Below are 14246 nucleotides of genomic sequence, written 5' to 3' on the forward strand. Positions count from 1 at the left end.
CCGTCACGGCGTTGTCGTCACCGTCGGACTCGAGCTGGTCGGCCTGGTCGGGCTGGTTGGGGTCGAGGGTCGCGCCTGGGAGATCACCAGTAGCACCTCCTCGTCGGCACCTACCGTCGCGCCGGCCTCCGGATCGGTGCCGACCACGGTCCCCGGCGGCAGTTGGGACGGGCGGTACACCACCCGGTAGCTCAGGCCGAGCCGGTCCAGCAGCCCTTCGGCGGTGGTCTGCGTCAGGCCGGTCAGCGGCGGCACCGGTATCTGCGCCTCCTCGGTGGTGGCCGCCGGGCTGCTCGGCGTCGCGCTGCTGGGCGCCGCCGAGGTCGGGGCGCTGCTGCTCGGCGCGGCGGTGGCACTGGTTGGCGGGACGGAGGGCGTCGCCGGGTTGTCGGGGTCGTCGTCCCGGGCGTTGAGCACCACCCACAGAGCCGCCCCGAGCAACCCGGCGAGCAGCAGAGCGAGTACGCCCCAGAGGATCGGCAGCCACCAACGCCGGCCACCCTGCTCCTCGACGTACCAGTCCGGGGCCGGTTCGGCTGGTCGGGGCGCGCGCACCTCGGCCCGCCCGGACCACGGCGGCGTCGTCGACCGTTCCAGCGGCATCCGCGCCGTCCGATCGCCCGACGGCCCCGAGGCGGCCCGGTCGATAGGCATCGTCTCGTCCGGCGACCCACCACGACCACCCGAAGCGGCCCGGTCGATCGGCATCGTCTCGTCGGGCGACGCGGGGCGGTCCGGCGGCTGCGGACGGCTGCCGCCGGAGGGCGGCAGGGGGCGCGTGCGGTCGTCCTCGGGCTCCCCGGCGGGCGGCTCCTGGCGGTCGTCGCTCATCGCACGTCCTTTCCCGAACCGGGCGGGCGCCGTGGCCCTCGACCGTCAACCTAACCGCCCACGTCGACATCGGCCGGTATCGGTGGCGCGAACCGCGCGCCGCGGTCAGGTCAGGTGGTGCCGACGGGCCAGGCCGGGGTGGGTCGCCGCGCTCAGCGGTACGGGTCAGAGGGTGGGCTTCACGGTCGGCTGGCTCGGCGGGGCCGCCGCCCCGCACCAGATGCTCACCTCGTCGTTCCAGCGGGCCGGGCCGTCCTCGGCCGGCTCCTGCTGGCTGACCTTCCCGCTACGCCCACTGCGGTAACGCGGGTAGAGCCCCTCCTCGACCAGTTCGTCGGCCGCCTCGGCGCAGTCGTCGCCGACCACGTCCGGCACCTCGGCGGCGGGGGCCGGACCGGCCACCTGCAACTGAACTGTGGTGCCCCGGGTCACCTCGGTGCCCACGGCCGGCGAGGCGCTCTCCACCGTGCGGCCGGTGCCACCGCCGAAGACCAGACGCCAGCCCAACCGCTGCTTACGCAGCATCTCGCGTGCCTGCACGAAGTCGGTGCCGACCACCGGTGGCACGGTCAGCCCGGTCCCCTTCGTCGTGGCGGCGGTCGTCCGTGGGGCGGACGGCGTGGTCCGGCCGGTGGTCGGCCGGGACGAGGTGGGCCGGTCGGTCGGCGTACCGGCCGTGGTGGCCACCGCCTGCGGGTTCACCGGAGATTCGTCATCCTCGCCGGCCAGCAGCCAGCCACCTGTCGCACCGACCACCGCCAGCAGCACCGCGACCAGCCCGCCACCGAGCAGCACGCTGGCCCGGCTTCCGCCGCCGGCCTGGCCGCCGGCGGAATCCTGCCGACCCGTGTTCGCGTCCGTCATACCGCCCACCGCCTCATCACCGGCGACCGTACCGTTCGCCGCCCATCACGTTGTGCCGACGGTCCGTACCGGCGGGTCACTGCGACTCGCCGCACCGACGACGGGACGTTACGCTGCCCGGCATGGCCAGACGGGGCTGGGGAGTATCGATCGTGACGGCGATCGGGGTCGCTGCCGGCGCGGGCGCCGCGCAGCTCGGCTTCGGCTACGGGCTCGGCGTCATCACCTGGACGCCCACCGACGCCGGGGCCAACGACACGGCCTGGGCCGATGGCCTGGCCTGGGCCACCTGGCTCGCCGCCAGCTCGACGGTGCTCGGCGCGGTCTGCGCGCAGCGACTGCACCAGCGTGCCGTACCCCAGGTTGGTGACCAGCCGACCGCCGTCGCCGGGCCGACGGCACCCGCCCCGGCGACCGAGGCGGCCCCACCACAGCCGGCGGCACTCGAGGAGGGCTCGCCGACCGGGGTCGAGGACACCGACGTGGCACGGGCCCAGCCGACCTCGGGGGTCGATCGATCCGCGCCGGTGGCCGACACGCTGCCCGACGAGCGAGGCGGCCTGTTCCGCAGGCTGTCCCTCGCGCTCGGCGCCGGTCTCGGTGGACTGGTCACCGTGCTGCTGGTCGCCGTACCGGCCCGGGTCGCCGTGGGCGCCGACACCGACGCGCCACAGCGGATCGCCGCTCTGCACGCGGTGCTCGGCATCCTGATCGGCGTGTTCGTCGCGCTCTGGGCGCTGCGCTCCCGCGCCGCCGCGTTGAACGTCACCGCGACGGCCGCCTGGCTCTGGCTGCTCGCGGTGGTGTCGGTCATCGACGGAGTACGCGTCGGGCGCGGGCTCACCGGCGCTCAGCTCGGCACGTGGCAGCTCGACCCGGACCACGCGCGGTACTGGATCGGAGGCCAGCTCTACTGGCCCGGTGCGCTGCTGGCGCTCGTACCCGCGCTTGTGATCGGTGCCCTGGCCGCTCGGGGCGCCGCGCGGTCGGGCGGGCACCGGATCGGCGCGGCCGCCTCCGGCGCGGCCGGCCCGCTGCTCGTCGCGCTCGCCTACCTGACCACCGTGCCACGTTGGGCGACCCCGGGGCCCGCACAGTTCTCCACCCAGCTCATCGCCCCGTACGCGGTGATCGCCGGCGTCGGCGGTTCGATCCTGGCCGCCCGACTCGCGGAACGGGTTGGCCGCCGACGTGCTGCCAACCGACGACCGACCGCTCCGGCCGAGGAGCCCGAACGGGCGTCGACCACGGCGGCCGACCAACCGGAACCGACGCCGACCGGGTCGACCGGACAACGCAGACCGACGTCGGCTCCTGCGGCCGGCCCACTCGAATCGGCGTCGACCTCTCCGGCGGATTCCAGCCGGGGCGCGGGGCTCGACAGGACCTCTAGCCCGACACCCACGGCCACTGAAGAGGGCGGGGCGGGCGGCACCCGGCCGGGACGTCGTGCCCGCTCGGTGAGCGACGCCGCGACCGGTACGGCAACCCGGCGAGGCAGGACCGCCGCGGCACCGGCCACGCCGGAGACCCAGCCGGACGACGCGACCACCACCCCGCCCCGCGTCCCCGCCCCACGCCCCGCCCCGGACGCCGCAGCCCCCACCGACGCCCCGACCCCCCACCGAGCACGCCCACCCCGCCGCCCCACCACCTGACCCTGGGTCTCACCCCGCTGCGCTCCGGGCGGGTGGAGGGGAGGGTCAGTTGACGGGCCAGGTGTGGACTGGCTCGTTGGTGCGCTGGAGTTCCGCGTAGCGCTGCACCATGTGGTGCAGGGCGGCGCTGCGGTCCATGCCCCGGTGGCGCTCGGCCGCCCAGACCGTCTCGGTCTGCCAGACGGCGCCGTTACGGCCGGTACGACAGCGCTGTTCGATGATGCCGAGAAGCCGGTCCCGCTGTGCCGGGTCGACGCCGAACCCGTCCAGGCCGGTCGCGGCGACGGGCAGCAGCTGCTCCAGCACCAGCTTGGTGACCGGCACGTCACCGAACCGGGGCCAGTGCAGCACGGCGTCCAGACCACGTCGGGCCGCCGCGTGGAAGTTCTCCTCGGCCGAGCTGAACGTGAGCTGACTCCAGATCGGGCGGTCCGCCTCGGCCAGGCCGCGGACCAGCCCGAAGTAGAAGGCCGCGTTGGCCAGCATGTCCACGACCGTCGGACCGGCGGGCAGCACACGGTTCTCCACCCGCAGGTGGGGGCGGTCGTTCATGATGTCGTAGACCGGGCGGTTCCAGCGGTAGACGGTGCCGTTGTGCAGCCGCAGCTCGCCCAGTTTGGGCACTCCGCCGGCGTGCAGCACCTCCACCGGGTCCTCGTCCTCGCAGATCGGCAGCAGCGGCGGGAAGTACCTGACGTTCTCCTCGAACAGGTCGAAGATCGAGGTGATCCACCGCTCGCCGAACCAGACCCGGGGACGTACGCCCTGAGCCTTGAGCTCTTCCGGGCGGGTGTCGGTGGCCTGCTTGAACAGGGCGATCCGGGTTTCGGCCCAGAGTTGACGGCCGTACAGGAAGGGCGAGTTCGCTCCGACCGCGACCTGCACCCCGGCGATGGCCTGGGACGCGTTCCAGTAGTCGGCGAAGCTGTCCGGCGCGACCTGGATGTGGAACTGGAGGCTCGTGCAGGCCGCCTCGGGGGCGATCGAGTCGGTGTGGGTCCGCAACTGCTCGACGCCACGGATGTCGAGTTCGATGGCCTCGCCCCGGGCACCGACGATCTGGTCGTTGAGCACCCGGTAGCGCTCGTTGGTGGAGAGATTGTCCTCGACCAGGTGACCCTCGGTGAGGGTGGGCAGGATGCCGACCAGGACAATCTTCGCGTCGGACTTGGCCGCGCGCTCGTCGGCCCGGGTGAGGCTGCTGCGCAGGTCGTGTTCGTAGTCGGCGAAACCGGTGCCCTCGATCAGTCGGGGCTCGGCGTTCAACTCCAGGTTGAACTGCCCCAACTCGGTCTGGAACAGCGGATCGGCGATGTCGGCGAGGATCTCCTCGTTGCGCATCGCCGGCTCGGCTCGCGAGTCGACCAGGTTCAACTCGATCTCCAGGCCGGTCATCGGCCGGTCCGCGTCGAAGCCGAAGTCGTCGAGCATCAGGGCGAAGACGTCCAGGCACCGTCGGACCTTCTGCCGGTAGCGGACGCGGTCCTCCGGGGTGAAGGCGCCCTGCGAGACGTCCCTGCCCATGTGTCCTCCCGACAACCGGCGCGGTCGGGATCCTGCCGTCCCGGAAAGCGCATTGTGAACCATCCACGTTAAGAGCGCTCGCCTGGCCAGGGCCAGAGGCCGACGACGATGACCCGACGCCGGCCGGAGCGGATGCGCTCGTGGCGCCATCTCTACCCCGTCGCTGCCGCGCCGGACCCCGTGACGGTGCCAACAAGTCGTGACAATTCACACGCGCTGGGTACGGACGACGCCGGGCCCGCGCCGACGTGCGGCGCGGGCCCGGCGTACCGGTGATCAGTGGGATCAGGCCTGACGGACGGCCTCGCCCTCGATCTCGATCTTGATCTTCTTGCCGACCAGCACGCCACCGGTCTCCAGGGTGACGTTCCAGGTCAGGCCGAACTCCTCGCGGTCGATCTCGGTGCTCGCGGAGAAGCCGAAGATGTCCTGGCCGAACGGGCTGCGGCCCACGCCCTCGAACTCGACCTCCAGCTCCACCGGACGGGTGACGTCCTTGATGGTCAGCTCACCGGTGAGCACGAACTCGTTGCCGCGGCGGGACTTGACGCCGGTGCTGCGGAACTCCAGGGTCGGGTACTTCTCGACGTCCAGGAACTCGGGGCTGCGCAGGTGCGCGTCCCGGTCGCCCTGGGTCGTGTCGATGCTGGCACCCTGGATGGTGGCGACGACCGAGGACTGCAGCGGGTCCTCGGCAACGGTGATGGTGGCGGTCGCCTCGTTGAACTCACCGCGGACCTTGCTCACCATCATGTGCCGGGCGACGAAGCCGACCCGCTTGTGCGCCGCGTCCAGCACGTAGGTGCCGGCCGTCGGGATGGTGAGGCCGTCCCAGTCGCGGGTAACCGCATCGGTGCTGCTGGTCATGCTGCTGTCCTCCAGGAGATTGTTTAGTAGCCCAACGACTGCTTGAGCAAATATAACCGCAACAACATTCCCTCTGTCAAGTACTGGTAGGGTTAACGAGTGACCAACGTGTTCGACGACCCCCGGATCACCGCGGTTGGCCTCCTCTACGAGGTCCACGCCGGGCTCTCGGCCCGGTTCGCCGCCCAACTAGAGGAGCACGACCTCTCCGTGGTCGAGTTCGAGGTGATCACCCGACTGGCCCGCTCGCCGGGCAACCAGCTGCGGATGACCGACCTCGCCGCGCAGACGTCGCTGTCCACCAGCGGGGTGACCCGTGTGGTGGACCGGATGGAACGCGACGGGCTGCTCACCCGCCGAGCCTGCCCGAACGATCGCCGCAGTTCGTACGCGGTGGTCACCGCGTCCGGCATGCAGCGACTCGACGAGACGCTGCCCGGCCATCTGCGGATCATCGAGCAGTGGTTCACCGGCCAGCTCGACCCCGAGGCGCTGGCGGCACTGCTCGACGGCCTGCGCCGCGTGCGGGACGCCGTCCATCCCGGTGCCACCGCCGGCAGCACCGATCAGGACATCGCCGCCGCGGACGACAGCGACCCGGCCTGACCGCTGACGCCCGGGCCTGGCGCATCGTGGCGACCCGGCCTGCCCGGCGGCGTTCATCCGGTTGTTGTCCGCGGCGCCGAGCCGCGCCGTCGGCGGTGGTCGAGCCGCGTTGTCGGCAGCTCCGAGCCGCATTGTCGGTAGCTCCGAGCCGCGTTGCCGGCGACGGCGGAGCCCGGTCGGGGCGACGTCCGGGCGATCGGCGGCGGGTACGGCAAGGGCCGGGAGTACCGGCAGAAAGACCGGCAGAACTGACGTTGCAGACGGGACAAACTTCTTGAAGAGCACCTTCTGCCCCGGCAGCGGTGGCAGGCTTTCGTCCACCGGGGAATCACCGGGGGGTGACGGCGCGGGCGAACAGCGAGGGGTAGCACCAAGGGGGCTCTTCGCTCGCGCCACTCTCCGTCGGGCCGGCCGCCGACGGGTGCCGCACTAGCGCTCGGCGGACCCGCCCCGCGCGGCCATCAGCGCATAGAGCAGCCCGGACTCCTGCGGCAGCAGTCGGATGCCGCTCTCCTCGCAGACCCGGTCGAGGCGATCGAGGACAGCCGGGTCCGCGGTGCTCGCGGCGAGGCCCACCAGCGCCTCCACGACGTCCCGCCGATCGTGACCGGCCTCGACAGCTGCGGTGAACCACTCCGCCGCCAGTTCCCGGTCGCCCCGGTGCAGTGCCAGGTTGCCCTCGATCAACGCACAGATTCCCGCCTCCGGGCCGCCCCAGGACAACACGGTGTCGTCCGAGCGCGGTCGCGGGAGTCCGATCCGCTCCACCCACTGCTGACCCGGCACGACAACCGTCGCCTCGGCGGCCCCCGCGCGCAGCTCCGTGAGCACCTCGGTCGCCTCCACGGCACGCCCGTCCTGCGCGAGCGCCAGGCCGACAGTCCCGAGCACCCGCCGTCGATGCCCCGGGTCACCCAACTCGAACAGGGCCGCCGCCGCGCGCCGGCCCTGGTCGACGGCGTCGGCGTACCGGCCCTCCAGGCGGGACACCTCGGCCCGGTTGGCCCAGGCCAGCACCCGGAACCGCTGCTCACCACCCTCGGCGGCGAGCCGGTCCACGGCAGCCAGCCGACGACGTGCCGCGCCCAGGTCACCGATCCGGATCTCGTGCCAGGCGAGGCTGTTCTGCGCCACCGCCAGGTCCCGGGTCCGCCCGTTGCGGGCGGCGAGCCGGAGCACCGCCTCGGCCTGCTCCCGGGCCTCGGCGTGCTCCCCGACGGTGGTCAGCAGTGCGCCGAGAACGCTGCGCGCCTCCAGCTCGCCGGTCACGTCGCCGGCCTGTCGGAACGTCTCCAACGCGGCCCGCGCCGTCGGCAACTCGTCGGCCTCGGCACCGTGCTCGGCAGCGAGCCGGGCCACCCCGAGGCTGGCCCAGCCGCGCAGGATCGGGTCCGCGTCAGCGGTTCGCGGGTCGGCCAGCAACCGCCGCAGCCACTGCCGCCCGGCGACATCGCGCCCCCGGAAGCGCCACCAGCGGGGCAGGCAGGCCGCCAGACGGAGCGCGGTCAGCGGGTCGTCGCTGGCCGCGTGGGCCAGGGCCGTACTGATGTCGCTGCTCACCTCGTCGAGCCGGTGCACCGCGTCGAGCATCCGGGGGCCGGCCAGCTCGGAGGCCGTCCGCGCCACGAGGCGAGCGACCACCTCCGCATGCCGACGTCGTACGCAGGCCAGCTCACCACCACCCACGGCCTGCTCGATGGCGAAGTCGCGGACCGCGTCGAGCAGGCGGAACCGGAACGGCCCGGTGCCGCGAACGCTCAGCAGACCGAGCTCGACGAGGCGGTCCAGCAGTGGGACCGGATCGATGGCGACAGTGCCGTCCCGGTCGGCCTCGTCGACGAGCATCTCCTCGGCCAGCTCCACCGACCAGCGGTTGCCGAACATGGCGAGCCGCCGCAGCGCGTCGCGCTCATCCGGCGCGAGCAGCCGGTAGCTGGTCGCCACCGCGTCCCGCAGGGTCACCGCCACCGCCGCCCGGGTCGCATCGGTGGCATACGGACGGCGGGTGGCCGCCTCCGGCCCGTCCCAGCTGGTACGGGCCGCCGGGTCGGCCGAGGTGGTCAGATCGAGCACGCGATCGCCGTACCGGTCGAGCAGTTCGGTGAGGTCGAGCAGCCGGCCCCGGGCGGCCATCAGCTCGATGGCCAGCGGGAGGCCGCCCAGCCGACGGACCAGTGCGGCCAACGCCGGCAGCTCGTCCGGAGTCGGCGGCTCCCGACGGACCTGGGCGAGCCGCGCGGTGAACAGGGCGACCGCCGGCCACGAGCCGAGCGTGGCCGGTCCGGAGTGCTCGGCGTCCGGCGGCGGCACCTCGAGCGGCGCGACAGGCCACACCCGTTCGCCGGGCAGCCCGACCGGGTGCCGTCCGGTGACCAGCACCCGCAACGACGGCAGCACGACGCCCAGCCGGTGCAGCGTCTCGGCCACCGGGCCGGGAGCGCGCTCGACCGCGTCCATGACCAGCAGCGCCGGCCGGCCGGCGAGCCGGGCGACGAGTTCCGGCAGCCGGGCCGCGCCGAGGACGGTCATCGTGGCGGCGAGCACGTCCGGTCCGTCCGAGCCCTCGCCGACCAGCACGCCGGCCACACCGCCCGGATGGGCGCGGGCCGCTGCGTGGGCAACGGCGAGCGCGAGCGCGGTCTTGCCGACACCGGCCAGCCCCACCAGGCTCACCAGTCGGGGGCCGCGTTCCGCGGTCAGCATTCCGGCCAGCTCGGTGACGTCGCGGTCGCGGCCGATCAGGGCGACAGGTGGTGGGAGGGCCACCGGAGCGCCGGCCCGGGCGGCTCCGGCTGTCGACGTGCCACCGGCACCAACCCCGGGCGTGCCCGAGATGACGTCCGGCCGGGGTTCACCGCCGGCAGCGCCACGGGCCGTGGCCAGGAACGCCGCGCGGGTCCCGCCGGCCAGCTCCAACGCCGTGGCCAGCAACTCGACGGTGGTGCGCTGCGGCCGGACCGATCGGCCGCGCTCCAGGTCCCGCACCGTCCGCACGCCGACCCCGGCGCGGGACGCCAGCTCCGCCTGCGTCAGGCCGGCCGCGCGCCGGTGCGCACGGAGCAGCTCCGGCAGCCTGGTACGACCGGCCGGGCTCCGCGACCGATCATGCTCCGGAGTCATGGCCACGAAGAGTACGGATCGACTCCGACCATCGGCAGTCGAACGTCGGTCTGCCGACGTCCGCTCGCCGAAATCCGACAGCCGAACGGCTGGCCGGCCCGCGACGGCAGGCCGACGTCAGCCAGCAGGCCGGTGCCGGGCCGGGCTCAGAGACCCAGGTCGCGCGCGATGATCATGCGCTGAACCTCGCTCGTGCCCTCACCGATCTCCAGGATCTTGGAGTCCCGCCAGAACCGGGCGACCGGGTACTCGTTCATGAAGCCGTAGCCGCCGTGGATCTGGGTGGCCTCGCGGGCGTTGTCCACAGCGATGGTGCTGGCGTGCAGCTTCGCGATGGCGGCCTGCCGCTTGAACGGCTCGCCGGCCAGCATCCGGGCGGCGGCGTCGTAGTAGGCCAGCCGGGCGGTGTGCGCCTTCAGCTCCATGTCGGCGATCTTGAACTGGATGGCCTGGTTGGTGCCGATCGGGCGGCCGAACGCCTGCCGCTCCTGCGCGTACTTGATCGACTCGTCGACGCAGCCCTGGGCGAGGCCGACGGCCAGCGCGGCGATCGCGATCCGGCCCTCGTCGAGGATCCGCAGGAACTGGGCGAACCCTCGGCCGCGCGCGCCGAGGAGGTTGGCCGCGGGCACCCGACAGTCGTCGAAGGTCAACTCGTGGGTGTCGGAGGCGGTCCACCCGACCTTGGAGTAACCCGGGGCCACAGTGAATCCGGGCGTGCCGGTGGGCACGATGATCGTCGACAGCTCCTTGGAGCCGTCCGCGTTCGTGCCGGTCACGGCGGTGACGGTGACCAGGGCCGTGATGTCGGTCCCCGAGTTGGTGATGAACGCCTTCGACCCGTTGATCACCCACTCGTCGCCGTCCAGCACGGCGCGCGTCTGGGTGCCTGCGGCGTCGGAGCCGGTGCCCGGCTCGGTGAGCCCGAAGCCCGCCAGCGCCTCGCCGCTGAGCAGCTTCGGCAGCCAGGTGGCCTTCTGCTCGTCGGTGCCGAAGCGGTAGATCGGCATCGCGCCGAGCGAGACCGCCGCCTCCAGCGTGATGGCGACGCTGGAGTCGACCCGGGCCAGCTCCTCCAGGACCAGACAGAGCGCGAAGTAGTCGCCGCCCATCCCGCCGTGCTCCTCGCCGAAGGGCAGGCCGAACAGGCCCATCTTGCCCATCTGCCGGATCACCTCGTACGGGAAGGTGTGCTGCTCGTAGTGCTCGGCGATGACCGGGGCGACCACCTCGCGGGCGAAGTCCCGCACGCTCTCCCGCAGCGCCGTTTGCTCGTCGGTGAGCCGGAAGTCCATCTCATCCTCCTGTGGGGACGGCCGCCCCGGCGCTCGTGACGCCGCAGGGCGGATCGCTGTGGGGGGTGGGGCGGGGGTCAGACCGGGGTGACGCCGTGCCGACGCCGGGAGAAGTGCCGGTCCTTCGTACGTGCGGCGGCGAAGCGGCGGACCAGCTCGCCACGCAGGTCGTGCGGCTCGACGATGGCGTCGACCACCAGCTCGCTGGCGAGCCGGACGACGTCGATGTCCTGCTCGTACTCGGCCCGCTTGGCGGCCACGAAGGCGGCCCGCTCGTCCGGGTCCCCGATCGCCGCGATCTTGTTGGCGTAGACGGCGTTCACGGCGGCCTCGGCGCCCATCACCGCGATCTTCGCGGTGGGCAGCGCGATCGTCGCGTCCGGCTCGAAGCCGGGGCCGGCCATCGCGTAGAGCCCAGCGCCGTACGCCTTGCGGACCACCACGCAGATCTTCGGGACCGTCGCCTCGGAGATCGCGGTGATCATCTTGGCGCCGTGCCGGATGATGCCCTGCTTCTCCACGGCGCTGCCGACCATGAAGCCGGGTACGTCGCTGAGGAAGAGCAGCGGCACGTTGAACGCGTCGCAGAGCTGCACGAACCGGGTCGCCTTGTCGGCCGAGTCGACGAAGAGCACGCCGCCCTTGAACATCGAGTTGTTGCCGAGCACGCCGACGACCTGGCCGTCGAGGCGGCCGAACCCGATGGTCAGCTCCTTGGCCCACAGCGCCTGGATCTCGAAGAAGGAACCCTCGTCGAGCAGGCCCTTGACGTACCGCCGCATGTCGAACGCCTGCCGCTCGCTGGCCGGCACGAGCGCGGCCAGGTCGGCCTTCGCGGGCGCGGCGACGGCCGGCGCGGCCGGCGGCGCCTGGGTCCAGTTCGCCGGCAGATACGACAGGTAGGTCCTGACCACGTCGAGCGCGTCGGCCTCGGTCTTGCAGAGGAAGTGCCCGACGCCGGACTCGGCGGTGTGCACCTTGGCCCCGCCCATCGCCTCCAGGGTGGTCTTCTCCCCGGTGACCATCTCGACCATGCGGTCGGAGCCGAGGTACATGCTGGCGTTGCCGTCGACCATTGCCACTACGTCGCAGAACGCCGGAATGTACGCCCCACCGGCGGCGCTCGGCCCGAACAGCGCGCAGACCTGCGGGATCGAGCCGGAGGCGCGGACCTGGTTCCAGAAGATCTTGCCGGCGCCGCGTCGGCCGGGGAAGAGGTCGACCTGGTCGGTGATCCGGGCGCCGGCGGAGTCGACCAGGTAGACCATCGGCACGCCGGCGCCGTACGCCCGCTCGATGATCCGGATGATCTTCTCGACGGTCCGGGCGCCCCAGCTGCCGGCCTTGACCGTGGAGTCGTTGGCCATCAGGCAGACCTGCCGACCGTCGATCGTCGCGGTGCCGGTGACCACGCCGTCGGCGGGGAGCCCGTCGGCGAGCGCGTTCGCGTAGAGGCCGTCCTCGACGAACGAACCCTCGTCGACCAGCAGCGCGACGCGTTCGCGGGCGAAGAGCTTGCCCTTGGCCTCGTTGGCCGCGTGGTACTTCTCCGCGCCGCCGGACCGGGCCCGCTTGCGCAGTTGCTCCAGCGCCTCACCGTCGAGCGTCACGCCGACTCCCTCGCCCGTGTTGACCTGAACGATCGTTAGGCTATCGCATTCGCGCACCTCCCGGCGACCCGCTGACCGAGCGACGCTTCTTCGAACGAAACATTGAAATCTATTAATCTCTGTGGATAGGCTCCTGGCACCCCTCTCGGATAGGAGTCAGCGATGACCTCACGACTCGGTCGGCTCGCTGTCGCGTTTGTCGCGACGGCAGTTGCCACCCTCGGCATCACGGTCGCCAACCCCGCGCCCGCGTCCGCCGCGATGACCATCTGCTACAACACCAGCCAGGCGGGCGCCTACGCCGGCACTGCCAGCCAGGCCGCCTCGATCTGGAACAACGCCACCACGAACCTGACGCTCTCCGCGAACTGCGGCTCCAACCTGCGGATCTACCAGATCACCGGCGGCGGCTCCTACGCCCAGCGGACCAGCCTCGGCAACGGCCGGGTCTACATCGACACCCAGCAGGCGGCGCAGTACAGCCCGCTGCGGATCATGACCCACGAGATCGGGCACATCCTCGGCCTGCCGGACAACTACAACGGCAACTGCTCGATCCTGATGTCCGGCGGCAGCGCCGGCACCAGCTGCACCAACCCGTACCCGAGCAGCGCCGAGGCGAACCGGGTGAGCAACCTCTTCGCCGGCACCCTCAGCGCCACCGAGCGCAGCACCGGCCGCAGCGCGGACATCTTCCGCGACAGCTGGCCGAGCGTGCTCACCCCGGTGAGCTGACCGACCTGGCACGGTGAAGGGGCCGGCGTGTTCGCCGGCCCCTTCGTCGCGTCCTCAGCCCGGCATCGGCGTCAGCCGGGTACGCGGCCCGGCCCGCAGCACACCGGACGGGAGCTTCTTGCCGAGCAGCTCCTCGGCCAGCTCGGCCACCTCGATCAGGGCAGCCAGGTCGATGCCGGTGTCGATGCCCATGTCGTGCAGCATGTGCACGGCCTCCTCGGTGGCGAGGTTGCCGCTGGCCCCCGGGGCGTACGGGCAGCCGCCCAGGCCGCCGACGCTGGCGTCGAACTCGGTCACCCCCAGCTCCAGCGCGGTCAGCAGGTTGGCCAGCGCCGTACCCCGGGTGTTGTGGAAGTGCAGCAGCACCGGCACGTGCGCGTTGCGGTCGCGTACCGCGGTCAGCAGCTCACGGACCCGACGCGGGGTGGCCATGCCGGTCGTGTCGCCGAACGCCACCCGGTCCGCGCCGTCGCGGACCACGCGGTCGACGATGCCGGCGACCCGCCGCGGGTCGATGTCCCCCTCGTACGGGCACCCGAAGCTGGTCGCCACGATCACCTCGACCCGTGCGGACGCCCCGTGCAGGAGGTCGATCAGCTCGGCGATGTCGTCCAACGACTCGTCGGTCGAGCGGTTGACGTTGCGCCGGTTGTGCGTGTCGCTGGCCGACACCACCACCTCGATCTCGGTGAACCCGGCGGCCAGGGCCCGCTGCGCGCCCCGGGTGTTCGGCACCAGCGCCGAGTAGCGCACCCCGGCGGCCTTCGTGGCCCGCCGCCACACCTCGTCGGCGTCGGCCATCTGCGGGATCGCCTTCGGGTGCACGAACGACACCGCCTCGATCCGACGTACGCCGGTGCCGGAGAGCGCGTCGAGCAGCCGCACCTTGGCGTCGGCGGGGATCGGCTCCTCGTTCTGCAGCCCGTCCCGCGGCCCGACCTCACGAATCGAGACGGAATCTGGCAACTGGCTCATTCGGTCACCTCGCTGTGACGTCGGATCGGTACGGAGGGTCGGGGTGCCACGCGCGCCCTTTGCACTGCTTCAACTGACGCAACACCGATCGTCCGGTATCCGGACATCCTCTGTTGCCTCCAGGTAAGCAGAGCAAAGGACGCGGATGCCAGTGCCGCCGC

At 72.4% G+C, this 14246-nt stretch carries 11 protein-coding genes; 3 read left to right on the plus strand and 8 right to left on the minus strand.

The window, feature by feature from the left end; translation table 11 throughout:
- Positions 1-3: 3 nt before the first annotated feature.
- Positions 4-831 (minus strand): PASTA domain-containing protein, encoded by an 828-nt coding sequence (locus AB0B97_RS08125; RefSeq protein WP_357491626.1) that lies wholly within the window; start codon positions 829-831, stop codon positions 4-6.
- A 165-nt stretch (positions 832-996) separates the two neighbouring features.
- Positions 997-1695 (minus strand): PASTA domain-containing protein, encoded by a 699-nt coding sequence (locus tag AB0B97_RS08130; protein ID WP_357491628.1) that lies wholly within the window; start codon positions 1693-1695, stop codon positions 997-999.
- 122 nt (positions 1696-1817) lie between these two features.
- On the opposite strand from AB0B97_RS08130, the gene AB0B97_RS08135 reads away from it, so the two are divergent.
- Positions 1818-3353, plus strand: coding sequence for a hypothetical protein (locus tag AB0B97_RS08135; protein ID WP_357491630.1), 1536 nt, complete (start codon positions 1818-1820; stop codon positions 3351-3353).
- 45 nt (positions 3354-3398) lie between these two features.
- Here the strand turns inward: AB0B97_RS08135 and AB0B97_RS08140 are convergent, their stop codons facing one another.
- Positions 3399-4877 (minus strand): glutamate--cysteine ligase, encoded by a 1479-nt coding sequence (locus AB0B97_RS08140; RefSeq protein WP_357491632.1) that lies wholly within the window; start codon positions 4875-4877, stop codon positions 3399-3401.
- 285 nt (positions 4878-5162) lie between these two features.
- Positions 5163-5744: a YceI family protein gene (locus AB0B97_RS08145; protein ID WP_357491634.1), complete on the minus strand. Its 582-nt coding sequence runs from the start codon at positions 5742-5744 to the stop codon at positions 5163-5165.
- Positions 5745-5843: 99 nt separating this feature from the next.
- On the opposite strand from AB0B97_RS08145, the gene AB0B97_RS08150 reads away from it, so the two are divergent.
- Positions 5844-6350: a MarR family transcriptional regulator gene (locus AB0B97_RS08150; protein ID WP_357491636.1), complete on the plus strand. Its 507-nt coding sequence runs from the start codon at positions 5844-5846 to the stop codon at positions 6348-6350.
- 429 nt (positions 6351-6779) lie between these two features.
- On the opposite strand, the gene AB0B97_RS08155 is transcribed toward AB0B97_RS08150, so the two are convergent.
- The 3 genes from AB0B97_RS08155 to AB0B97_RS08165 form a co-directional block, all read right to left on the minus strand.
- Complete coding sequence (locus AB0B97_RS08155) at positions 6780-9470, minus strand: helix-turn-helix domain-containing protein (RefSeq protein ID WP_357491638.1); 2691 nt, start codon at positions 9468-9470, stop codon at positions 6780-6782.
- A 146-nt stretch (positions 9471-9616) separates the two neighbouring features.
- Positions 9617-10765, minus strand: coding sequence for an acyl-CoA dehydrogenase family protein (locus tag AB0B97_RS08160; RefSeq protein WP_357491640.1), 1149 nt, complete (start codon positions 10763-10765; stop codon positions 9617-9619).
- 77 nt (positions 10766-10842) lie between these two features.
- Positions 10843-12375: an acyl-CoA carboxylase subunit beta gene (locus AB0B97_RS08165; protein ID WP_357491642.1), complete on the minus strand. Its 1533-nt coding sequence runs from the start codon at positions 12373-12375 to the stop codon at positions 10843-10845.
- Between the two features lie 162 nt (positions 12376-12537).
- Between AB0B97_RS08165 and AB0B97_RS08170 the strand changes: the two genes are divergently transcribed.
- Positions 12538-13110 (plus strand): snapalysin family zinc-dependent metalloprotease, encoded by a 573-nt coding sequence (locus AB0B97_RS08170; protein ID WP_357491644.1) that lies wholly within the window; start codon positions 12538-12540, stop codon positions 13108-13110.
- Positions 13111-13164: 54 nt separating this feature from the next.
- Here AB0B97_RS08170 and AB0B97_RS08175 read toward each other — a convergent pair whose 3' ends face one another.
- Positions 13165-14085, minus strand: coding sequence for a hydroxymethylglutaryl-CoA lyase (locus AB0B97_RS08175; protein ID WP_357491646.1), 921 nt, complete (start codon positions 14083-14085; stop codon positions 13165-13167).
- Between the last annotated feature and the right edge of the window lie 161 nt (positions 14086-14246).

It is taken from the genome of Micromonospora sp. NPDC049004 (assembly GCF_040649315.1).
Classification (GTDB): Bacteria; Actinomycetota; Actinomycetes; order Mycobacteriales; family Micromonosporaceae; genus Micromonospora.